Origin of the sequence: Pseudoalteromonas sp. NZS127_1, assembly GCF_015864295.1 — a bacterium.
Taxonomy (GTDB): Bacteria; Pseudomonadota; Gammaproteobacteria; order Enterobacterales; family Alteromonadaceae; genus Pseudoalteromonas; species Pseudoalteromonas arctica.
On the sequence record NZ_JADYXO010000008.1, the window covers coordinates 37,330 to 61,445 of the forward strand.

Annotated in this window: 18 protein-coding genes; 10 read left to right on the forward strand and 8 right to left on the reverse strand. The window is 38.1% G+C overall.

Annotated elements, in window-relative coordinates:
- Positions 1-4: 4 nt before the first annotated feature.
- From ybaK to dnaK, 3 genes are all read right to left on the reverse strand, one after another.
- A complete protein-coding gene (gene ybaK / locus I6F50_RS09275; RefSeq protein WP_010553941.1) occupies positions 5-466 on the reverse strand; it encodes a Cys-tRNA(Pro) deacylase in 462 nt (153 codons plus the stop codon).
- Between the two features lie 96 nt (positions 467-562).
- Positions 563-1,702, reverse strand: a complete 1,140-nt coding sequence (gene dnaJ / locus I6F50_RS09280; RefSeq protein ID WP_010553942.1) for a molecular chaperone DnaJ — start codon at positions 1,700-1,702, stop codon at positions 563-565.
- Between the two features lie 202 nt (positions 1,703-1,904).
- A complete protein-coding gene (dnaK, locus tag I6F50_RS09285; protein WP_008171317.1) occupies positions 1,905-3,818 on the reverse strand; it encodes a molecular chaperone DnaK in 1,914 nt (637 codons plus the stop codon).
- A gap of 242 nt (positions 3,819-4,060) precedes the next feature.
- Here dnaK and I6F50_RS09290 point away from each other — a divergent pair, with 242 nt between their 5' ends.
- Positions 4,061-4,876 (forward strand): thioesterase family protein, encoded by an 816-nt coding sequence (locus tag I6F50_RS09290; protein WP_024593153.1) that lies wholly within the window; start codon positions 4,061-4,063, stop codon positions 4,874-4,876.
- Here I6F50_RS09290 and I6F50_RS09295 read toward each other — a convergent pair.
- A complete protein-coding gene (locus I6F50_RS09295; RefSeq protein ID WP_024593152.1) occupies positions 4,865-5,611 on the reverse strand; it encodes an ABC transporter substrate-binding protein in 747 nt (248 codons plus the stop codon). The genes I6F50_RS09290 and I6F50_RS09295 overlap by 12 nt on opposite strands.
- Positions 5,612-5,775: 164 nt before the next feature.
- Between I6F50_RS09295 and I6F50_RS09300 the strand changes: the two genes are divergently transcribed.
- The 4 genes from I6F50_RS09300 to I6F50_RS09315 all read left to right on the forward strand — a co-directional run bounded on the left by I6F50_RS09300 (position 5,776) and on the right by I6F50_RS09315 (position 11,042).
- Positions 5,776-6,942, forward strand: a complete 1,167-nt coding sequence (locus tag I6F50_RS09300; RefSeq protein WP_024593151.1) for a paraquat-inducible protein A — start codon at positions 5,776-5,778, stop codon at positions 6,940-6,942.
- Complete coding sequence (gene pqiB / locus I6F50_RS09305; protein ID WP_165740449.1) at positions 6,939-8,594, forward strand: intermembrane transport protein PqiB; 1,656 nt, start codon at positions 6,939-6,941, stop codon at positions 8,592-8,594. The genes I6F50_RS09300 and pqiB overlap by 4 nt, the downstream gene beginning before the upstream one ends.
- The gene (locus I6F50_RS09310; RefSeq protein ID WP_007582431.1) at positions 8,594-9,202 is read left to right on the forward strand and encodes a PqiC family protein; all 609 of its coding nucleotides are present in this window, start codon (positions 8,594-8,596) and stop codon (positions 9,200-9,202) included. Before pqiB ends, I6F50_RS09310 begins: the two co-directional genes overlap by 1 nt.
- Before the next feature lie 457 nt (positions 9,203-9,659).
- Positions 9,660-11,042 (forward strand): Na+/H+ antiporter NhaC family protein, encoded by a 1,383-nt coding sequence (locus I6F50_RS09315; protein WP_007582429.1) that lies wholly within the window; start codon positions 9,660-9,662, stop codon positions 11,040-11,042.
- Positions 11,043-11,109: 67 nt separating this feature from the next.
- Here the strand turns inward: I6F50_RS09315 and I6F50_RS09320 are convergent, their stop codons facing one another.
- Positions 11,110-13,992, reverse strand: a complete 2,883-nt coding sequence (locus I6F50_RS09320; protein ID WP_197176035.1) for an insulinase family protein — start codon at positions 13,990-13,992, stop codon at positions 11,110-11,112.
- A gap of 239 nt (positions 13,993-14,231) precedes the next feature.
- Between I6F50_RS09320 and I6F50_RS09325 the strand changes: the two genes are divergently transcribed.
- On the forward strand, positions 14,232-14,648 hold the full coding sequence (locus I6F50_RS09325; RefSeq protein WP_197176036.1) for an MAPEG family protein: 417 nt from the start codon (positions 14,232-14,234) through the stop codon (positions 14,646-14,648).
- 232 nt (positions 14,649-14,880) lie between these two features.
- Here I6F50_RS09325 and I6F50_RS09330 read toward each other — a convergent pair whose 3' ends face one another.
- Complete coding sequence (locus tag I6F50_RS09330) at positions 14,881-15,630, reverse strand: peptidylprolyl isomerase (RefSeq protein ID WP_197176037.1); 750 nt, start codon at positions 15,628-15,630, stop codon at positions 14,881-14,883.
- A 240-nt stretch (positions 15,631-15,870) separates the two neighbouring features.
- Between I6F50_RS09330 and I6F50_RS09335 the strand changes: the two genes are divergently transcribed.
- Both I6F50_RS09335 and ushA read left to right on the forward strand, forming a co-directional pair.
- Positions 15,871-16,041 carry a hypothetical protein gene (locus tag I6F50_RS09335; RefSeq protein ID WP_165741117.1) on the forward strand — a complete coding sequence of 57 codons (171 nt, stop codon included), beginning with the start codon at positions 15,871-15,873 and terminating at the stop codon, positions 16,039-16,041.
- 92 nt (positions 16,042-16,133) lie between these two features.
- Positions 16,134-17,768, forward strand: a complete 1,635-nt coding sequence (gene ushA, locus I6F50_RS09340) for a bifunctional UDP-sugar hydrolase/5'-nucleotidase UshA (RefSeq protein WP_197176038.1) — start codon at positions 16,134-16,136, stop codon at positions 17,766-17,768.
- A 29-nt stretch (positions 17,769-17,797) separates the two neighbouring features.
- Here ushA and I6F50_RS09345 read toward each other — a convergent pair whose 3' ends face one another.
- Positions 17,798-18,742, reverse strand: coding sequence for a hypothetical protein (locus I6F50_RS09345; RefSeq protein ID WP_197176039.1), 945 nt, complete (start codon positions 18,740-18,742; stop codon positions 17,798-17,800).
- The gene (locus tag I6F50_RS09350) at positions 18,735-19,601 is read right to left on the reverse strand and encodes a hypothetical protein (protein ID WP_197176115.1); all 867 of its coding nucleotides are present in this window, start codon (positions 19,599-19,601) and stop codon (positions 18,735-18,737) included. Before I6F50_RS09350 ends, I6F50_RS09345 begins: the two co-directional genes overlap by 8 nt.
- 251 nt (positions 19,602-19,852) lie before the next feature.
- Here I6F50_RS09350 and I6F50_RS09355 point away from each other — a divergent pair, with 251 nt between their 5' ends.
- Entirely contained in the window at positions 19,853-20,707 is an 855-nt protein-coding gene (locus tag I6F50_RS09355; RefSeq protein WP_166420036.1) for a S1/P1 nuclease, read from the forward strand.
- Between the two features lie 43 nt (positions 20,708-20,750).
- On the forward strand, positions 20,751-23,924 hold the full coding sequence (locus I6F50_RS09360) for a TonB-dependent receptor (RefSeq protein ID WP_197176041.1): 3,174 nt from the start codon (positions 20,751-20,753) through the stop codon (positions 23,922-23,924).
- Positions 23,925-24,116 lie beyond the last annotated feature (192 nt).

Sequence of the window (24,116 nt, forward strand, 5' to 3'; positions counted from 1 at the left end):
AAATTTATAAATCGCCAAATTTTGCATTGGTCAATAAGGCTAAATCAGTTGGCGAGAGTGCTATTTCTAAGCCTCTTTTTCCGGCGCTCACATAAATAGTGTCAAAGAGAGAAGCACTGCTATGAATAAACGTAGCTAGACGTTTTTTTTGTCCAAGCGGACTCACCCCTCCTAAAATATAACCGGTACTAACTTGTACTTTTTGTGGGGCAGCCATAATTACTTTTTTAGCACCACATAGTTTAGCTAACTGTTTTAAATTAACTTGTTGAGATACAGGCGTAACAGCAACAATCAGTTGCCCTTCATGTGTTTCAAGTACTAAGGTTTTAAATACTTGTGCACTGTCTAAATTTAACTTTTCAACGGCTTCAAGCCCGTAGTGACTATTATTCTTATCGTGCTCATAACTGAGTACTTCAAAGGTTTTTTTTTGCTTTTTAAGTAGATCTATTGCTGGTGTCATGCTGTTTCATCTTTTTTATTCACAGTAACAAAAATTAAGTTTAAAGCAAAAAAAACGACGCTAAAAGCGTCGTTTTTTGTTCATAATAATTTAAATTTATTTAGTTAAATCATCAAAAAACTTTTTAACACCGTCAAAAAAGCCTTGCTCTTTAGGACGGTTTTTAGAGCTGTCTGTGCCCATGCTTTCATCTAACTCTTGAAGTAGTTCACGTTGACGCTCGTTAAGATTAACTGGCGTTTCGATTACCACTTTACAAATTAGATCGCCTTGGGCACCACTGCGTACAGACTTAACACCTTTGCCACGCATACGGAACATTTTGCCCGTTTGAGTTTCAGACGGTATTTTAAGTTTTGCACGACCATCAAGTGTTGGCACCTGAATTTCGCCACCAAGGCCTGCTGTAGTAAAGCTAATTGGTACTTCACAATATAAATTATTCGCTTCACGTACAAATATTTCATGTTCACGAACCGATACTTGCACGTACAAGTCGCCCGACGGCGCGCCATGCATTCCGGCTTCGCCTTCACCCGTTAAGCGAATACGGTCGCCTGTATCAACGCCAGCTGGAATTTTAACTGAAAGCGTTTTAGTTTTTTCTACGCGGCCTTGTCCATGACAACTGTTACAAGGGTCTGAAATAATTTGACCTTGTCCCTGACACGTTGGACACGTTTGCTGAACAGCAAAGAAACCTTGGCGCATTTGCACCTGGCCAGCACCATGACATGTAGTACATGTTTTAGGCTTAGAACCCGCTTTAGCACCACTGCCATCACATGGCTCACAACCAACCCATGTAGGTACTTTAATTTCAACTTCTTTACCACGAACAGCTTCTTCTAAGCTTAAGTCCATGTTGTAACGTAAATCAGATCCACGTTGTTGACGAGATTGACGTCGACCACCGCCGCCACCAAAAATATCGCCAAATACATCGCCAAATACATCACCAAAGTCGCCATGTCCGCCACCAAAACCACCGTGACCACCGCCACCACCTTGTTCAAAGGCTGCGTGACCATGTTGGTCATACATTTGACGTTTTTGATCGTCGGTTAAAATTTCGTACGCTTCTTTAACTTCTTTAAATTTTATTTCGAGATCTTTATCGCCTGCGGTACGATCTGGATGATATTTCATCGCTAAGCGTTTATACGCTTTTTTTATGTCTCGCTCACTCGCATCTTTGCTTACGCCGAGGACTTCGTAATAATCGCGTTTTGACATATCTATCACACTACTCTTTTCTGTTTACAGCGTAAGCTGCAGGATAAATCGATAAATCGCATCGATTTATCATTGAATTTTTAAACCTTGAATACATGCAAAAGGCGCGACAAGCTATTGCTCGCGCGCCTCAATTGTTCATCCTAACCTAAACACCTAACTGAGTTAAGTGTTTTTGGCTAGCGAGAAGCGGTAGCAACAATTACTTGTCGTCTTTCACTTCTTCGAACTCTGCATCAACAACGTCGTCGTCTTGCTTAGTTGACTGTTGTTCGCCAGCGTCTGCTGAACCTTGCTGTGCTTTCGCTTGAGCAATTTCCATTAGTTTTTGAGACTTTTCAGCAAGAGCTTGAGTTTTAGCTTCAATCTCTTCTTTATTGTCGCTCTTAATTGCAGCTTCTAAATCTACAACAGCAGCTTCAATTGCTTCTTTGTCTTCGTTTGGTAATGCATCGCCAGCTTCTTCAATTTGCTTACGTGTACCGTGAACTAAAGCGTCAGCTTGGTTACGAGCAGCTACAAGTTCTTCAAACTTTTTATCGTCTTCAGCATGTGCTTCTGCATCACGAACCATCGCTTCAATTTCGTCATCGCTTAAGCCTGAAGATGCTTGAATCGTAATCTTTTGCTCTTTACCTGTATCTTTATCTTTCGCAGATACATGTAAGATACCATCGGCATCAACATCAAATGTTACTTCGATTTGTGGTGTACCACGTTGTGCTGGACGAATACCTTCTAGGTTAAATTGACCTAGAGATTTATTGTCGCTTGAACGTTTACGCTCGCCTTGAAGTACATGAATTGTTACAGCAGATTGATTATCTTCAGCTGTTGAGAACGTTTGCGATTTCTTAGTAGGAATCGTCGTGTTTTTCTCAATCAATGCAGTCATTACTGAACCCATTGTCTCAATACCTAGAGATAATGGAGAAACGTCTAGTAATAGTACATCTTTAACGTCACCAGCAAGTACACCACCTTGAATCGCTGCGCCTACGGCTACTGCTTCATCAGGGTTAACATCTTTACGAGGTTCTTTACCGAAGAACTCTGCAACGATTTTTTGTACTAAAGGCATACGTGTTTGACCACCAACAAGAATAATGTCGTTGATGTCGCTTACTGATAAATCAGCATCAGCAAGTGCACGTTTAAGTGGCTCAATTGTTTTAGTTACTAAATCTTCAACTAGTGACTCAAGCTTAGCACGTGTTAGTTTCACGTTCATGTGCTTAGGACCAGATGCATCAGCGGTTACATACGGAAGGTTTACTTCTGTAGACTGTGCAGATGAAAGTTCAATTTTTGCTTTTTCAGCAGCTTCTTTAACACGTTGCATTGCAAGCGGATCATTTTTAAGGTCTAAGCCTTGATCTTTCTTGAATTCAGCTACTAAGTAGTTGATTACGCGGTTATCGAAATCTTCACCACCTAAGTGAGTGTCGCCGTTTGTAGCAAGTACTTCAAAAGTGTGCTCGCCTTCAACTTCATCAATTTCAATGATTGATAAATCGAAAGTACCGCCACCTAAGTCATATACTGCAACTACGTTTTCGCCACGGTTTTTATCCATACCGTAAGCAAGTGCCGCAGCAGTTGGCTCATTGATAATACGTTTAACTTCAAGACCCGCAATACGACCAGCATCTTTCGTAGCTTGACGTTGTGAATCATTAAAGTATGCAGGTACTGTGATTACGGCTTCAGTTACTTCTTCACCTAAGAAGTCTTCAGCTGTTTTCTTCATTTTTTTCAGTACTTCAGCAGAAATTTGTGGTGCAGCGCGTTTTTCGCCGCCCGCTTCTACCCATGCATCGCCGTTATCAGCTTTAACAATTTTAAACGGCATGATGCCGATATCGCGTTGTACTTCTTCGTCTTCAAAACGACGACCAATTAAACGCTTAATTGCAAATAATGTGTTTGTCGGGTTAGTAACCGCTTGACGCTTAGCAGATTGACCTACTAATGTTTCGCCGTCTTGCGTGTAAGCAATAATAGACGGGGTTGTGCGATCGCCTTCCGCGTTTTCAATAACACGTGCTTTGCCACCATCAAGTACTGCAACACAAGAGTTTGTAGTACCTAAATCGATTCCAATAATTTTACCCATGAAACTTCTCCAACTTCAATATTCGTTAATACGTTCGATGACATAGTAAATAGGGATGCGCCAAACTTATTTCAACTGTAAAAATGAAAAAAAATTCATTTTTTATGATTTATTTACAAAATAACCCTAATAATTGTAAGGAATGATGATTTTTACACCGCTGGAGTCGCTTTTAATTACTGGTCTGACTAGTTTGATTGTGTTATAAATTTATTAAATCGCACTATAAAAGGATATCTTCTATGCATTTTGAACAATTACTTCAGCAAGCTTCAAAAATTGGAAATTCAGACAATACCGAACAATCAACTAGCACAATGCAATTCCCAGAAAACTGGTGTCAGGGCAGAACTGCTTTTGGTGGGCTTTCGGCTGCGCTGTTATATCAAGCAATCAGAGGCAAGGTAACGGATGATCGTCGCTTACTTTCACTCAGTACTAATTTTGTAGGGCCATTACTTGCCGATACCTCTTTTTCATTGTCTGTTGAAATACTGCGCCAAGGTAAAAGCAGTACACAGGTACTCGCCAAAGCGATTCAAAATGAACAAGTGTGCGTAATTGTACAAGCGTGTTTTGCTAAAAGTAGAGAGTCGGGTATTAATGTGCCTGTTTCGAAGTCTTTGGGTTTAAAGCCAGTAGATGAGCGCCACACGTTACCTTTTATAAAAGGTCAGATGCCTGAATTTTTCCAACATGTTGATTTATGCCCCCAACAAGGTGCTATGCCATTTAGTAGTGCAGAAACTTCTCATTTAGGTGGCTGGATGCGCTTTAAACATACGCCCGAACAAATAACTGAAGCCCATGTGATTGCACTTACCGATGCATGGCCGCCAACACTTTTACAAATGTTTAAACAACCCGCTCCTGCAAGTAGCATGTCGTGGTATTTAGAATTTGTGCAAGAGCCAAACTTAACACCTGGAGAATGGCTTGGCTTTGAAGCAATTACTCATCATTCAAAAGATGGTTACGGTTTAGAGGATGGCTGTATATGGTCGCAGTCGGGTGAGCTAATAGCGCTTACACGTCAAACAGTGGCTTTATTTGATTGATGAATGGGTTTGGCCTTCATCAACAATCCTTTTATAAGTACCATTTTGCTTGATGAGCGCCAAACCAATATCAAACTCAGTAGCTAAAGAGAAGTTGTTAAAATAAGCAGGTCGATCTGCTTTTGGAAATAAAGTGTAAATTTGCACAGCTTCGGGGGATTTATGTTGATTGTAGTAATAGTAAAAAATACGCTTATCTAACACAATTACATCAACCCAACCTTTTAACAGCTTATCTACCTGCGCTTTTTGATTAATAACCTCTTGATATGAGCTAAAGTGTTTAACATTCCTTTTAAATATAGGAGGCAGATATGCCGTTGCATTTTGAAAAGCAAGAACGTTTTTATTAAACATGCCTTCTATTTTATCGATGTTATATTTATTTCGCTTGAGTGTAATGGCCACATTTTCATAACTAAGTACCGTTTTACTTGGATAAATACCCGCACTAATTCCTCCAGCATAATTTAAAAGTATATCTACTCCTTTATTATGTAATTGATGCTCAGCGCGTTTATTCGACATATATTGCACATTAATATTAGCAAATCCATTGGCATTTAACGCGGCTTTTATTAAATTTAGGTGTATACCCGAGTCCGTTTTTACAAAAACATAGGGGTGAATTGATGCGCTCGCAGCGATGATTACCTCTCGCTCTTTATTAATAGCCACAGCATTTTGCGAGCAAATAAAGAGCCACATTAATATGTAGTAAAAATAATATTTCACATGCTTCCTTTATATAACGAACAGCTTGATAGCAGAACGCGTTGTATTAATGTATTAAATATAGCAAAATTGAAGAAATATTCTTCTTGCTTGGTATTAAATTGCAAACTGTATGCCCCTGCTGCGATCTGATCATAGATATACCTCGCATAATCGCAAAACAAATGGCGATATGCCCACATTGCCACCATAAACTTTGCGAAGCCGATGTTAATCACGATAGTCGTATAGTTGCACTAAGCTTTAGCGCACTATTAATGCTGCTGAGCAGTATGTTTTACCCTTTTATTTCTTTTAGCAGTAGTGGTATTACTCAAACTATTACTCTGCCCGACGCGGCTCGGATTTTATTTAATTACGATAGTGAACTGCTTGGCTTATTTATCGATTTGAGCATTATTGCTCTGCCTATGGGTTTGCTTCTTATTTTAATTCCTTTGCATCTTGGGCTTTTAAAAACATTACCAGAGGGCATAGCAAGGCGACTACTAAAGTTCACCCTTGCGTTAGAGCCCTGGATTATGTCGGAAATATTTTTAATTGGCGTACTTGTTAGTATGGTTAAAATCATGTCGCTGGCTGATATTAGCTTTGGCACGAGTTTTTGGGCTTATGTGGGGTTTGTTATTTTATACATAGCCGCGCTTGTTCACTTAAATCGCCCACGCTTATGGGCTCAAATAAAGCCTGTAAAAGTACTCGAAGGCGCAGAGCATGCTAAACGTGCAATAGATGAAAATATTAAAGCTTGCCATGTGTGCCATCAACTTTGTACAGGTAATGTATGCCAGCGTTGCCATACTAAAACACATGTCAGAAACCCTTACAGCGTACAAAAAGCAGCAGCTTGGCTAATTACCTCTGTTGTTTGTTATATTCCAGCTAATGTTTTGCCTATTATGCATACCACTAGTCTTGGGGATGAATCCCCTTCAACTTTAATTGGTGGCGTAATTACACTTTGGAAAAGTGGCTCCTACCCTATTGCCGCTATTATATTTTTAGCCAGCGTTGTGGTGCCACTTGCTAAAGCTTTTGTATTGAGCTTTTTATGCTTTATGGTAACGAGGCCTGCCAATAGACATACAAAAAGTTACACCCGAATTTATCAACTGACTGAGTTTATTGGAAAATGGTCGATGATAGATGTATTCGTGGTTGCTATTTTAGTTGCCTTAGTTCAACTGGGTAATTTAATGTCAGTAACACCAGGATTAGGCATTGTATTTTTTACAGTTATGGTAATATGCCAAATGATGGCTGCCCATGCCTTTGACCCACGCTTGTTGTGGGATTCCCCTAAAAACAAAAAATCAGAGAACAAAGCATGACCGAAACTGCCGAAATAACAAAAGAACCGAAAATTTCCGCTATCTGGATCATTCCGGCAATTGCGCTGTTAGTGGGCATGTGGATGTTATACCAATACCAAGCTAATAAAGGCCCTACAATTTTTATCGAAATGCCACAAGCTGAGGGCATTATTGCAGGTAAAACTGAAATAAAAGTGCGCAGTGTAAAAATAGGTCAAATTGATCATGTTCGACTATCAGACACCCAAGACAGCGTTATTGCCCGTGCGCAAATAGACAAAAACTACAATAACTTATTAACTGATGATGCCAAAATTTGGGTCGTAAAACCACGCATTGATGAAACGGGTATTAGCGGAATGAGCACGCTATTGTCTGGTGTATATTTAGAGTTTTCACCCGGTGAAAGTAAAGAGCTAAAAGAGCGTTTTAAATTACAAGACGAACCCGCCCTCATTGGTAAAGATGTGAAAGGTGGCCGTTTCAAATTAATGAGTTACAACGCTGAAGTGCTTGATGTGAGTACCGGTATATTTTTCAAAAATTACAAAATAGGTCAAATAGAAACCGCCACTTTTGATTGGGAAAACCAAGCAATGAAGTACGGCGTATTTATTAAAGAACCTTATCAAAATCTCATCACCATGAACTCTATTTTTTGGGTGAACGCAGGGATTGAAATTGACCTATCTGCCGATGGCATCAATATTAATACGGGCTCTTTAAGTAAACTTTTAAAAGGCGGTATTTCGGTTGGCTTACCTGAACAACAGGCCCCGGGTGAAATAGCACAAGATGGGCATAGCTTTTCATTAAGCCAAAGCTATAAAGAAGCGCTAGAAGAGCGCTTTTACGATTTTGATTACTACCTCATTGAATTTGAACAATCAGTTCGAGGACTACGCACAGGTGCTCCTGTCGAATATAGAGGTATGCGTGTAGGTACTGTTGTTGAAACCCCTGCCAATGTAATTATTGACGGTAAACCTGCCCACTTTAGAAACCATAATACGGCGGTTCCAGTACTTATAAAAGTAGAATACGGACGCTTGTATCACGACAGTGCCTCAGCTAAAGAGTATTGGCAAGGTAGTTTAAAAGGCTGGATTGAAAGTGGTATGCGCGCCTCGTTAAAGCCTGGTAATTTATTAACGGGTGCAGTGTACGTTGATTTTGATATATACCCAGATGCACCGCAAGCACACCTAGGTAAACTTGTGCAGTATGATGTTTTTCCGAGTATTTCTAGCGGCATAACCGTATTAGCAGACCAAGTATCTGACGTACTTAATAAAGTAAATAACTTAAAAGTTGAAGATAGCTTAGAACAAATGCAAGCCACATTTACCGATTACCGAGCGCTTGCTAATGAAACGCGAGAGTTACTAAGCCAAAAAGATACACAAAACTTACCAGGCGACTTTAATCGTAATTTCGAAAAGATGACAAAAAGTATGGAGCAGTTTGAAGTAACTATGCGCCAATTTGATAAAACCATGGCCAGTTACCAAGCAGGTTCTGAACTTCATCATCAAATACAGCAAACATTAAAAGAGTTTAAACGTTTAAGCGAGGGCCTACAGCCTCTAACTCGCGGATTAAACGAGCAACCTAATATGCTAATTTTTGATAAATCATTACCAGCAGATCCAAAACCAAGGAAGCAATAATGAAATCGTTATTTTTAACTGCAAGTTTATTATTACTATTGGCAGGTTGTAGTTCATCAATACAAACTGCGACACAGTATTACCAGTTTGAGCAGCCTATTGGCGCCTCGTCTCGAAATGTGACAGACACAGACGCACAATTAAGAATACAAACAGTTGTACTTAGAGGTGCTTTAAATAATTTAGGTATTGCTATGAAAATAGATAGCAACCAAATTCATGCCGCAAATTACAACCTGTGGGGCGAATCGCCGGATGTAATGCTCACTGCAACAGCCCAGCAAACTCTTTTTAATGCTATGCCAAATTGGATGGTAATAAAGGGCTTACCGGTCATTACTGAACTCGATCAGCAAACGTTTTATGAGCTTGAATACGAAATTCACCACTTTAATGGCGATATGGAAGGTAACGCTGATATTTCAGGGCTTTGGCGTTTATATTACACACACCCTGAAACAGGCCGACGTCTTATAAGTATTCATAATTTTTCAAACCTAGTGCCTATCGATGATGATGGATACGACGGTTTAGTTTCAACGCTTGAAGCAACATGGCTAAATATAAACCTAAATGTTGCAAAACAAATAGAACAAGCAAGACTTTAATCATTAAGTGAAAATATAATTACGGCGGTTTTATCATCAATTACCGTCGAATCTTACTTTTTGCTGCTTCTTCAATAATTTTTTAAGTTGATGAATGGCATCTCTTTACATCAAGGAATTAGCGCTACAAAGCACTCTATTAAACCGCCTCTAATAAAATTTTATCAAACATGTAAATTTTTGTTGACTGAAATTAAAAAGCGGATTATTTTTGCGCCGATGTTTTTACAGGCACAACAATAGCGGTTTGCACTCCTTGCACCGTCTGGCGCCAAAGCCAACGCGTTTCACTTAAGCCGCTATTTAACATAACTGTTTATGTGTTCCTCCCACGCGTACAAAAGCAGTGACTTGGAAAATGATTTAACAACAAACTTATCATCTTCTTTGTTTTTGTATAAGCAGCTTGAAAATTAATTTAATTTTGATGCATGCTTTTAATTTTGTGAATACTTAAATGCTTGAACCTTCTGCGTTGAGTTTACTACCACCGTTAGTGGTGGTTGTATTGGCTGTTGTATTACGCCGCCCTATTTTATCTTTACTTATTGGTGCTTTAGTTGGTTTAGTTATAGCCGACCCTGCACAGGTACTTACTAACTTTGCGAGTACATCGCTAAAAGTGATGACAGACGAAACCATCGGCTGGCTAATACTTGTATGTGGTGGTTTTGGCGCACTTATCGCACTATTAGTGCGTACAGGTGGCGCATCGGCTTTTGGCAAGTTAGCTCTTAAGTACACCAAAGGTAAGCGTTCATCGTTGTTCATGACCTTTTGTTTAGGTGTGGTTATTTTTATTGATGACTACTTAAATGCGCTTACCGTGGGTGAAACCATGAAACGCATTACCGATAAATTTAAAGTTAGCCGCGAAATGCTTGCTTACGTTGTTGACTCAACTGCGGCACCAATTTGTGTGCTTGTCCCTTTATCTACCTGGGCGGTATTTTTTAGTGGCTTATTGGTAGATAACGGTATTGCTGAAGAAGGCAAAGGTATTGCTGTTTATATTCAAGCTATTCCGTACATGTTTTACGCGTGGTTTGCAGTGCTTGTTGTTTTACTTGTTGTGTTGGGTGTTATTCCTGCGATTGGTCCAATGAAAAAAGCAGAACAAATGGCGCAAATTGAGCAAGCTCAAGTCGATCCAGCTCAATACAATAACGTTCAAACGGCAGATGAATACGCAGTAAAAGCAGCTGAAGAAAACTTTGAAGACGCTGATCCTAAAGGTAAATTACGTAACTTTTTGGTGCCGATTATTTTACTGGTTGCATTTACTGTTTACTTTGAAATTGACGTATACAAAGGCTTATTAGCAACAATGGCGGTCACTCTCCCATTTTATGCACTACAAAAATTAATGAGCGTAAGTGAAATGATTGAGCGCATGCTTGATGGCTTTAAAAGTATGATCCCCGCGATTGGTACTGTTATAGCGGCGTTTATATTTAAAGATGTATGCGACTTAATTGGTTTACCTCAGTTTGTTATTGGCAGCTTAAGCCCTTATATGACTGCTGCATATTTACCAGCCGTGGTATTTATTTCAATGGCTATTTTAGCGTTTGCAACAGGGTCGAGCTGGGGTATTTTTGCTGTATCAATTCCGATTGTTATGCCACTGGCAAATGCGGTTGATGCAAACATACCACTGGTCATTGGTGCGCTATTATCGGCTTCTTCTTTTGGTAGCCAAGCGTGTTTTTACTCAGATTCAACCGTACTCGCAGCGCAAGGCTCTGGTTGTAATTTAATGAGCCATGCCGTTACACAATTGCCTTACACGCTAATTGCTGCGGCATTAGCTGTTATAGGCTTTTTAATAATGGCTTAAATTTACTTAAATAAAAACCCCAATGTAGCAATACATTGGGGTTTATTTTTAGCTGTATAAATAAAGCTTATTTTTGTAGTTTAATACCATTGTAATAGGCATCAAGCGTTGTGATTTTAGTTTGATTTGGTAAATCGGCAAAGTCACTTTCTATAAACTTAGTACCACGTAATTGCACATTTAAACGTGCCGCATTAGGATTAAGCATTGTTTGCTTGTAGTAGTCTTTTATATCTGCAAGCGTTACTTTTTCAACTTCATCAATCAGCTTTTGCTTAGAATCAAAGGTAAAATTTTCACGGTACCAATCGTTTATAAGTGGGCTCATTTCGTCACTTAAGTTTTTAGGCTGCTCTTTAAGCGATACTAGGGTTGAATTTTTAAGCTGCTCAAAAGTCTCTTCGCTCATGTTATCAAGTTCAACTGCGTATTCTTTTTTAAACTTATCAAAACGAGCTTGTATTTCTTTAGGACCTTTAACCGGTGTTTGAATATACAAACCAATTGCTGAGTAATCCTCGATTGGGCGAGCTAATGCACCTACTGCGTATGCAAGCTGCTCCTCAGTACGCATTTTATCAAACGCAACTGTTCTAAAGTGGCTTTGTAATACAGCCGCTTCTGCTTTTTGTTTGTAACCCGCAACAGGGTGAACGGTCATATCAACCACCGCTACATCGGCTACATCAATATCTTTTTGCAGTACCAGCGTTTCGCCCGGTTGTGGCAACCATGCTTTGCTTCGCGCAAATTCACTGCGTTTATGGTTGCTTGGTAATGTTGCACTTAATTCGTCTGCAATCGCGTCTATATCTTGCTGATTGTAGTTACCGTAACTAAATACGCGTAAATCGTTTTGTGCAAACGTAGCTGTTTTTAATTGTGCTAAGTCGGCAACACTCACTGAGTCAGCGGCTTTAATAAGCGCGTCTGTATCAAAACCACCTGTACGCGTTAGTTTTGAATACTCGCCAAATGCTTGTGCATACGGAAACTGTTTTTGTTGGTTTAGTAAATTACGTTTAAAGCGATCAACTGCTTGGCTAAATGCTTGTGCTGTTTCATCGGCTTTTAATCCGGTTAAAGCTTGTTTAAGCAATACATCTTGTTTATCTGTAAAACCACTCATAGATAAAACAAGACCATTACTCGGCGCAAGGCTTACACTCATACCAGCGATTGCTGCTTCGGTACTTAACTGACTTTGTTGAATATTGTATAAATCAGCCCAAACAGAATAAAGTACTTCTGCCTTAATATCGTTCAAACCGGGTTGAGTATTTATATAAACTTCAACAAGCCCTTTTGGCTGCTCTGCAAATTTTTGACTTGCTTGGCGCCATACTTTTACACCATTTTTATCGTAAGCAAGCTCAGGGTGTTTTTGCTCTTTAAATGCTTGAGTTTTTATTGCAAAATTTTCAGGCAATAAATTGTTTACAGTTGGTAGTGCTAACTTAAATTCGCTTGGTTTTTTCCAGCTGGCAATTTCATCATCGCTAATATCACTAATGCGGTATTTGCCGTCGTAAAAGTGTAGTTGCGAGTCAGTCTCTTCTTGCTGCGATACATACCAAATACGAAGAGTATCGGCATTTAACTGCTCAAGTACTTTATTTACAGCATCAGCGTCAAATTTTGCATAATAGTAAGGTGCATTAATAGCGTGATTTAACGGATAGTCTTGCATGCTTTGCGTAAGTGAACTTACATAATTAAACTCATCACCTTTTTCTAAAAACTTAAACTGGTTATTTAGTGATGTACGAATTTCGTTGAAGTACTTGCTATCAACGCCCTCTTTTTTAATTAAATCGATGTACTGCATAATAGTCGCAACTATTTCGTCACGATTTTTCATGCCTTCATCTGTAAGCTCTGCGTTTACGTTTAATGACCCGTAATTACCATATTGATTTGGTGCAGCTGAAGCTGACAACTGAGATACCCACCCTTTGTCACGAAGCAGTTGCGCTGGGCTGCCCGGCATTTCATTACTTAGTAAATACGCTACAAATCGGTTTGGTTTAAGCGCGAACTCGCTATTATTATTAGCAATGGTGAAATCAAGTTGTAGCTGTTTTACATCTTCATTTGGTGCATAAAACACGCGTTTACCGCCAGCGTTATCAAAATCAAGCTTTGCAGTTACTGTTGGTTTTTCTATGTTTTTATTTTTTATATCAGCAAAGTATTTTTGTGCTTTTTGCTCCATTTCAGCAATAGGTAAATTAGAAATAAGCGCTACTTTCATGACATTTGAAGAATAATATTTATTATAAAAATCAACCGTTTCTTTGTGAAGAGAACTATTTTCTTTGTCACCAAGTGTTTCTAGGTTACCAATTAAAAAGCGATTAGCTGGGTGATCGCCCATCATTTTACGCGCTAGTTTAAATTGACCAAAAAAGTCCATTTCGCGACGCATTGACCACTCTGCGTTTACTGCATTTTTTTCTTTGTCTGTGTATTCAGGGTATAACTTAGGTGCCTTAAAAAAGTCGGCAAAACGGTCTAGCCCTTCATCAAACGCGTCGTTATTAATTTTAAACATGTAGTTGGTAATATCGAGCCATGTATACGCATTGTGCGCGCCACCATTTTTGGTCATAAAATCAGAATACCCTTTTGTGTCTGGGTAGCGATCTGTGCCTAAAAACAGCATGTGCTCTAAATAATGCGCCATACCCTGTTGCGTCATTGGGTCGTGTAGTAAACCAACACCTACGCTTAATGCCGCTGCTGATTTTTCAGCGCTCGGATCAGACACTAAAATAACTTCAATGTCGTTTGCTAATTTAAGTGTTTTATATTCGCGGTTATCGTTAGGGCTTACGACCAACGTATCTGATAATAAAGAGGCCTGAGGCGCCACTGAAACCGAAGCCGTATTTGAACAACCACTTAAAACTGCAAGTGCAATAGCACTAAAACCAATAATCTTTTTCATTTTTGTTTTCCATTAAAAAGTATTGCGCAAAATAGCATGCGCCAATTCAAAGCAATATAGTTAAGCTAAACTAACATTTTCAATTAATAACTTTCTACAAAATAACGCTATTTTGTGTAACACATTGTGAAAAATGTCTTCATAATCGGATATTAGTTGCGAGTCTACCAACCTTCCGTGATTAAAATTCACTCAATATCAAAATATACACAAACCCTAAATAATAATAAGGAAAAACGATGGAAAAAATCATCATACTTGCCATGTTTGCACACGTTAGGCTTTCACTGGTTGTTATGCTCATTATGGGTAAAAGACGCTTTGCAGCAGCTAAAAACAAACAGCTAGATTTAAGCGATTTTAAAACAATGCAGTTAGATAAGGCTGGCGACACTATTAGGGTTGCAGATAGAAACTTTTCGAATCAGTTCGAAATACCTGTGCTTTTTTACGCGGGATGTTTACTTGCACTACAACTAAATAGCGCCAGTACACTTGTGTCTATACTGGCCTGTTTATTTGTAATAACCCGTATTGTGCATAGTGTTATTCATTTAGGTGAAAATAACGTACGAGCACGTTTTAAAGTGTTTTTATTGGGTTGTGTTTGTGTGTTTACAATTTGGCTGGCAATGGTTTGGCGAGTAATGCTTTAAACAGCTCATGCTAATACCAATTCCATTAAGTATGTGTTCTAAATTTTACGCCGAAAAAATAATTCAGTTCTAGGCGTAAATTGATGTAAATGGTTGTTCCCTTTGCGAAATTTACAACAAAGAAATGGGTTGTTTTAGCAAGTAAAATAGATCAGCTATTTATTGGAATTGGTATAAGTAGTAATGTGAAAGGCAATTTACGCCTGCCACATTACTACTCGATTAGATTTAATTATTTAGCACGTCTTAAGCGAGGAAGCACAAGTAAAAAAGCGCCTAAAACCCACGCTAGCCCACCGCCAGAACTACTATCTGAGTTTATTGGTGCACCTGAGTCAATTAACGTGTTTTCAGTTACAGTAAGGCCAGCAGAAGAATTTGGATCATCATCCATCACGGTTACACTTTGAATAGTTACCAAATTAGCACTACTAATGGCTACATCATTGCTTGAGCATTGCTCAGTGGTAATACCAACCACCGGTGTATCACCACAATGCACCAATGCGGCGATTTTATCTAAAGTAGACTGACTCGCAGCTGTTATTTGCCCAAACACAGTAAAACCACCGTTTTGTGTATCTAGCGCTGCACTTCCTGCGCTGTTATTAGCCATATTAAAAAACCACTGGCTTGTAGCGCTATTCTCATTGCCTGATAACTTAGCCATTGCAATGGTGCCTTTAACGTTTGAAAAAACAGGCTCATTTTCTACGGCTGGCTTTGTAGTAATCGCATCTAATGAATCAGAGTATGTAAATCCACCACCTTGAATAACAAAGTTACTCACAGAACGGTGAATCACTGTTTCGTTATATGAATCATCTTGAACATAACTTAAAAAATTTGCGACTGTTTTAGGTGTTTGTTGATCAAATAAGTTAATTTCTATGACACCTTGGCTCGTGTTCATTTCGATAATAGTGGCAGTACTTGTAAAGCTTGCTGCGGCGAGTGCTGAGCCAAGTAAGAGTTTTTTCATGTTATATCCTGTTGTTATATTTATTTAAATAATTGTTAATACAAGTAAGTTAATATTATTCAGTTAAAAAATCGATGATAAAGAGGTGATTGATACAAATTAGACCGCCTCGGTAACATTTAAATTACATTTTATATATTCTTTTTAGTTATAAAAATTAAAACAGCTAAAGCTAAATCATCTTTCCCCTGTGTGTACTTTTGCTACTATCAACCAAAATAAAAAACACTGGTAATAATAATGTCAAACACACGACACACAATTTGCGACTTTGGTTTACACCGAGGCGAAGCTTACACAAAGCTACCTGCCAGCTTTTTAACGTGGATGATTGCAGCAAACCATGAAAAATCTGAATATGCGAGTAAAGAATTAAAACGCAGAGAAACTGCTGCGACAAGCCGTAATTAAGATGAAATGTAAATAAGTACGTTTTTTTCGCATAAAACTAGTTTAAACTAGCCGCTCAATAAATTAAGTGGGCCTTAATAGACAGGTATTTTATGCGAATAATTATTTTATTTTCAGTTTTTTTAAGCGTACTTGGGTGTACATCGGCTACAACCGACTCAAGTGTAAGTAACTCTCCTGCAACTCAATATCTTACTGTACTTCATACTAACGATAATCATGGGCGCTTTTGGCACAACGAAAAAGGCGAATATGGTATGGCAGCCCGTAAAACGCTGATTGACTCTTTACGCAGTAAAGCTCAAAAACAAGGTCATGCGGTATTACTTCTCTCTGGTGGCGATATTAATACGGGTATTCCTGAGTCAGATTTACAAAAAGCAGAGCCTGACTTTAAAGGTATGTCTTTGATTGGTTACGATGCAATGGCATTGGGGAATCACGAATTCGACAACCCTATTGATGTTTTAAAGCAACAGCAAAAATGGGTAAACTTTCCTTTTTTATCAGCCAATATATTTGAAAAAGAATCAGGCGAACACGCGTTTGATAGCTACAAAATATTCAAAAAGAATGGATTAACTATTGCTGTTATTGGTTTAACAACAACCGACACAGCTAAAATTGGTAATCCTCAATATATTGGGCACTTAGAGTTTAAAGACCCTGTTGACGTTACAGCAAGCTTAGCTAAAAAAATAAAAGCTAAGTACAACCCTGACATTACAATCGCACTAACCCATATGGGTCATTATGTTGATGCTAACTTTGGTATTAATGCACCGGGTGATGTAACACTTGCTCGTTCATTGCCAGCAAACACGCTTGATATGATCATTGGTGGTCACTCTCAAGAACCTGTATGTATGAGTGATACAAATGTAAATGACGACAACTTTAAACCAGGCTTAGCCTGTAAACCAGACCAACAAAATGGTACTTACATTATGCAAGCCCATGAATGGGGTAAGTATGTTGGTAAAGCTGAGTTTAAACTTGAAAACGGTAAATTAACGTTACTTGACTACAAACTTATGCCAGTTAATTTGTATGTTGATAAAGTACAAGCTGATGGCTCTACTAAAGAAGTATTAGCAAACGAGTACATTAAACCAGACCCTAAACTTGAATCTTATTTAGCGGTATACCAAGCTAAAGGCGCTAAACAAATTGAAGGTACCATTGGTGAAGTAGATGCTCGCTTAGAAGGCGACAGAAACAAAGTTCGCTACCAACAAACTAATCTTGCGCGCGTAATTATTCAAGCTCAAATGGATGTAGTAAATGCAGACTTTGGACTAATAAGTGGTGGTGGTATTCGCAGCTCAATAGAAGCGGGTGAAGTAAGCTATAAAGATATTTTAAAGGTGCATCCTTTTAAAAACCGTATTACTTATATGGATTGGCAAGGCAGTGATTTATGGGATTACTTAAATACAGTAACGAGCTTCCCACCGGATGCAGGTGCTTACTTACAGTACCATAAGCTATCGTTTGAACGTAAAAATGGCCAACTAGTTAATGTAGTTATTAATGGCCAACCTTTGAATAAAAATAAAACGTACCGCATGAGTCTAAATAGCTATAACGCATCAGGCGGTGATGGTTATCCTACGCTTACAAATAAAGAAGGCTTTGTTAGTACAGACGAAACAGATGCCCAAGCGCTACAAGACTTTATATCAAAAAACAGCCCTCTTAAAGCGGCTGAATTTACCCCTAAATAAATGAAGATAATAATAGGAAAGTAACTGTGTTACTTTCCTATTATTTCAATATTGCCTTTTCTAATATTTGCCAGCCCATAACTATGCAGTCGAGAACGCGACCCTTCTCCATATGCTTTTGGGGGATAATATAATTCTTTCTCTTCAGGACATTCGTTAAGCACTTCATCTAATGCCGCACGTATTTCACTTAAGGTTTTTTCAAGACTATTATTAAAGTTAGGCCTTTTTCTAACCGTGTGACCAAGCTCAATCAACCTATAAAAATACTTATTCGCAAGCTCTAGCAGCTCCTCTGGTACATCTTTATTATGACTAAGCGCTACATCATCGTTATTTGTACAATACTCTACAAGTGCTAAATAAAAGCATAATGGCTTATTAGCTAAACTCATTTTTTGTTCTGGATTACAGCTACTCGATAGTGTTTTATCGTTAAGATCAACAATAAGTACAAGCGGCGTAGGCTCAGTAATTGTTTGATGCTCTGTATTAATCAATTGTTTATTACTTTGCTTAATAAACGCAAATTTTATCCAAAAACTAACCAACACACTTAAAACAAAAAATATTAAATAATAAATAATCTGACTCAACGTAAAGTGAGTGCGCTTAACGCTAAATACAACTAATACAAACCCGCTGTTTGTACTCAAACTACGTATTATTTGGTTGGGCTTTATAGGTGTTACCATCTCGCTTTTGGGCACAATAGTAACAACCCTAAGATCATCCGAATCGATATAGCTATTTAAGGTTTTAATGTAGCTATTAACCGCTTCTTTATTGCCTGAGTGTTTAAGCAGCTCATTTGATAAATCAAGTAAGGGTAAATCTAGTGCTATTTGCTTCTCTATCTGAATTATTTTTTGTTTAACTACTTGCTGGCTTTTTTGGGTTACAGAGATATAAAAAACAGATGATAGAATTAAAAATAAACATATAAAAACAAGTAATTGCTTATATTTACTCATCATCAGCGTCCTCTTTTAAGTTTACTGGGCTAGTACCGCAACTCCAAAACGGCTGCACATTTTGATAGTAGTGCAACCTTTGATCTTTAGACATATCAAGCAAATTTTCCTGCACTGCACACAACAAATCAGTATTGTTTTGCCGCATTTTTAAATACCACCTTGTTCCAGAAATATTATTACTCAAAGGCGTAATATAATTTTTTGAAAAGCGTTTTTCGTCACTCTCTTTCCAAAATGAAGCAATAATATCGACTTTTCCGTCGGCGAGTAAATCACGTAATTCATTATGAGAACTAGCATAGGTAATTTTCAAATTAGCTAAATTAATATCCAGCTCTTTAAATACCTTCTTTGGTAATATGTGCCCTGAGCGGCTAGTTGGATAATCAAGTAAACCTATACGCTTATCTAAAAAGTACTGTTTTGTAATGCGAGGTTTTTCTTTAGACGATATAAAAAAGGCAGTGTAATCAGAAAACCCAACAACGGGCTGGTAGTTATAAGTCGACTCAGCTTTGAAGGCGGCCATAATATTATTTTTAGCTAAAATTAAGTCAGCAATTCCTTTACCAACAAACTCAAAGCTTTCTGCGGTTCTATACCCCCAATATCCTTTTACAGAGCCATATTGTTTAGCCACTACGTTATCAGAACACAAATTCTGTGTTAATAACTTGGCTATTTTTTTCGATTGCGTGAAAATAATTAGTTGGTCTTTATTACTTGTTGCAGTTGTTTGACATTCTGTTGAGGTTTCAATCATAACTGGAAAATGCAAATCATCGTTGTATACACTAACTTGACCGCAAATCCACGTAACGACCAATAATAGAAACAAAAATGTAACAATTAACATTTTGTGCAACACGATATTTTTAAAATTCAAAGCAATGCTACTCAAAAAAAGATTATATAGTGCATTTGAACAATTTCGCTTACTTATTACAACAAGTAATTTTACCTGTTAAACATAAGCCATTGATTTATATAAAATCTAAATAAGAAACTATGAATTCTAATAAGTCCTTCCTATCAACGCGAAAAGTGAGGACAATTGACCGCATTAGCTTATAGCAACCCCATGAAATATTCATTTAGGAAGTTCTAATGCATAACAGTATAAAGTACTCGATATCCTCTGCACTTTTGGTTAGTGCGATATTCACAAGCACCGACTCACATGCTTGGGGTCAAAATGGCCATCGTATTGTAGGGCAGATTGCACAATCTCATATAAGCGAAACAACTAAAGCAGCAATTAAGCCTTATTTAGATGGTGAGTCACTAGCTCAAATATCAACGTGGCCTGATGAAATGCGTTCTGCTCCTGGTGAGTTTTGGCAAAAGAAATCATCTCGTTGGCATTATATAAATGCAGCACCGGGTAAGTCTTTCAGCTTCAACCACGAACATACTAAAAACAAAGAATCTGTAAGTAATATCCTTGAAGGTATTCACTACTCAATGCAGACACTTACAGATACCAATAGCACATTAGATGCTAAGCAATTTAGTTTACGTTTTTTAGTGCATTTAGTAGGTGATAGCCATCAGCCATTTCATGCAGGCAGAGGTGAAGACAGAGGTGGTAATCGTATAAAGGTTTCATTTTTTAATGAAGAAACAAATCTTCATAGCCTTTGGGATACAAAGCTAGTTGAAAACGAAAACTTGTCGTTCACTGAATACGCGCAATTTATCGATACTAATAACAGCGAACTGATTGCACAGTACTTACAAAGCTCACCTAAAACTTGGGTTGAAGAATCGCACAACTTAGCAACAAAAATTTATAAGTACACCAACGACGAAGTTGGATACAGCTACATTTATAACAATACGCCTATCGTAAAAACGCGCTTACAACAGGCGGGTATTCGATTAGCTGGATTATTAAATGCCTTATTTGACCCTTCTGCAAAAGAGTTAGAAACAGCACTAAAAATGACGACTGACAAATAAACTGTATTAAATTTATATAACCTACACACGGGAAATCAACATTATGACTAAGCTTCGCCTTTCGAAATTAACTGGAGCGGTAATTTTAGCGCTAGGTGTTTCTACAAGCGCAATGGCTGCTGATACATCATCTGCAATGCGTGGTAAAATTACAACGCCTTCAGGTGGCAGTGCTGCAAACGTTAAAATCAAAGTAGTTCACCAACCAACGGGAACTATTAGCGAACTAACTACAAACGAAAGTGGTACGTTTATCGCTAATGGTTTACGTGTAGGTGGCCCTTACACGGTTATCATCGATTCTGATACGTTTAACGATACTACCGTTGAAAACATCTATTTAAATCTTGGTGAAACTTATCGTTTAAGCTCGCAGCTTGCTCCGCTAAACATCGAAAAGATTGAAGTGTCTGGTTATAAAATTGTTCAACAATCAGGTGGTTCTAGCAGCACATTTGGCTCTGACACAATTGAAAACATGCCAAGTTTTAATCGTGATATTAAAGATATTGCGCGCTTAAACCCGCTTGCCAGCATTAATGGCAATGGCGAGCTTACATTTGCCGGTAGTAACCCTCGCTCGAATGGTTTAACTGTTGATGGCATCGGCCAAAATGATGACTTTGGCTTGAACTTTGGTGGCTACCCCACTTCTCAGCCTCCTGTAGCACTTGATGCTATTGAACAAGTTTCTGTTGATGTATCTCCGTTTTCAGCTTCTAAAGGTAACTTTGGTGGCGGTACTATTAATGCGGTAACAAAATCTGGTACAAATGAATTTAAGTTCTCTGGCTTTTACGAAATTTCTACCCCTGAGATAGCTGGCGATGTTGATAGTATTGTACAAGAAGACGATCTTGATGAGTTAGGTCATAAAACTTACTCTACAAATAAAGTAGAGCCGATTAAAACTGAAGAAAGATTTGGTTTTAATGTCGGCGGAGCGATTATTAAAGATGAACTGTTTTATTTTGTTAACTATGCAGAATGGTCAAGCGAACAGGATTTAGACTATGGTTTTGATGGCTCTGGTGCTTCAAATGAATTTAATACTTCTGAAGCTAACTATAATCGTTTCATTTCTATCTTAAATAATGAATACGGATTGACAGATTCATTAGCCGGTGCACCTGAAGATACAAATAAAAACTTGTTAGTTAAATTAAGCTGGAACGCAAGCGACGATCATCGCTTAGATTTTACTTATCAATGGCAAGACGACCAAGATGAGCGTAACTCTAGTACAGGCGGTGACAATATAGCCTTAGTTTCAAGCACTTATGCATACGTAACTAAGTTTAATAACTTTTCATCTAAACTTTACTCTGATTGGACTGAAAACTTTTCAACAGAAATTGGTGTGTCGTATAAAGATGTTACCTCTGATAGTGCAACTCGCTCTAACTTAGGAAGTGTTACTGTTGAAGAAGACGGTCGAAATGGTCCTTCTTACAGCTTTGGTACCGATCAATACCGCCATGCAAACCGTTCAGAAACACAAAATTTAACTTTTACATTAGACGCTACGTATTTAATGGATGAGCATGAAATAAACTTTGGAGCTCAGTACGAGTCACTTCGTTTATATAACCTATTTGCTCAAAACTCGCTTGGTTCATGGAAATTTGATAGCTTAGAAAATTTTGAAAATCGTCAGATTGGTTCTTATGATTTCTCTTATCAAAATGCTTACACTAATGATTCGGCTGACACAGCTTACGACGTAAGACGTAACCAGCTAGCACTTTATATAGAAGATACTTTTTATGTAGGTGATGATTTAGAAGTCACAGCCGGTCTTCGTTACGAGCGTTTATCATCAGATGATAAGCCAACTTTAAACGAGAATTTTGCTAATACGTATGGCTTTACCAACCAAGAAAACCTTGATGGTCTAGATATTATACTTCCTCGTGTAGGTTTTAAATACTACGCAACGGAATCGCTTACTATTAATGGTGGGATTGGTCGTTTCCAAGGTGGTATACCAAACGTTTGGTATAACAACTCATTCCAAAGTGACGGTATTACCTTAGTATCAGCACAAAACGATGTAATTAATGATTACTATGCAAATAACACAGCTGATATTACTCAGGTACCTGATGAAATAAAAAATACATTAGAGCAAGGCGCAGGTAGTGTTGCGTATATCGACCCTGACTTTAAATTGCCTTCAAGCATTCGTACTCAAATAGGTTTTGAATATGAGTTTGACTCTGAATTATTAGGTGATGGCTTTAAATGGCAAGCTGAAATTGCTTACCATAAAAAAGAGAATGAAGCAGTATGGCATAATTCGTCTATTAACCCAGTGGGCTTAGCAGCTGACGGCGAACGTGTTATCAATCAAAGTATTTACAGTGGCGATAATGTTGATATAGAAATGACGAATTCATCGGATGATGGTCGTTCAATTATTATTTCAACGGGTATTGCTAAACAATGGGATAATGGTCTGTTTGTATCGGCAAGCTATGCTCACCAAGATGTTACAGAATCATCAGCAGGTTCAGCTTCTCAGGCAGAAGGTAACTATAAGCACAATATTACTGTAAATCGTAATGAAGATATTGCAGCACGTGGCTTTTACGAAGTTGAGCACAGCTTTAAAATTAACTTAGCGTATAACACTGAATTTTTTGAAGGATATGCAACCAAGTTCAATGTTTATTTTGAACGTCGTTCAGGTCGCCCATTTAGTTACACAATGAATATGTATAAAGATGAAGACTTAGGTGATACTAGCTCTTTATTCACTAATGGTGCTTACTTACCTTATATTCCTACAGGTGCTGATGATCCGAATGTAAATTGGGCTGATTCTAAAATGACTTGGGCTGAGTTAGAACCGTTATTAGAGCGTGCTGGTATATCTCAACGTGGTGGGATCTTAGGTAAAAATACAGCAACGCAACCTTGGGTTACTACAATGGACGTTAGCATTAAGCAAGAAATACCTGGCTTTGCTGAAGGTCACACTGGTGAGGTTTATCTAATGATTGATAATTTCGCAAACCTTCTAAACAGCGATTGGGGTGTAGAAAAACGCTTAGGTTACTCTAACCAAACTATTTATGACTTTGGTGGTCTTGATGATCAAGGCAGATATATAATAGACAACAGTTTTGGCGGTGCGGATGTGCGTAATTACTCGCAAATCAGTTCATCGTCATCAGCTTGGCAGGCTAAAGTTGGTATTAGCTACAAGTTTTAAGTCTTAATAGGTAAGTAATAACACATTAAATTATTTGTTAACAAAACCCATTGCAAAATTGTAATGGGTTTTTTGTTTTTCACACCCCAATTTCACATGTTTGTCATAAAGCCCACGTAATATATACCCCGATATAGAGTTATTGCTCGAAAAAACACTCAAATAGACAAAAATAGTACTATTTATTAAAAA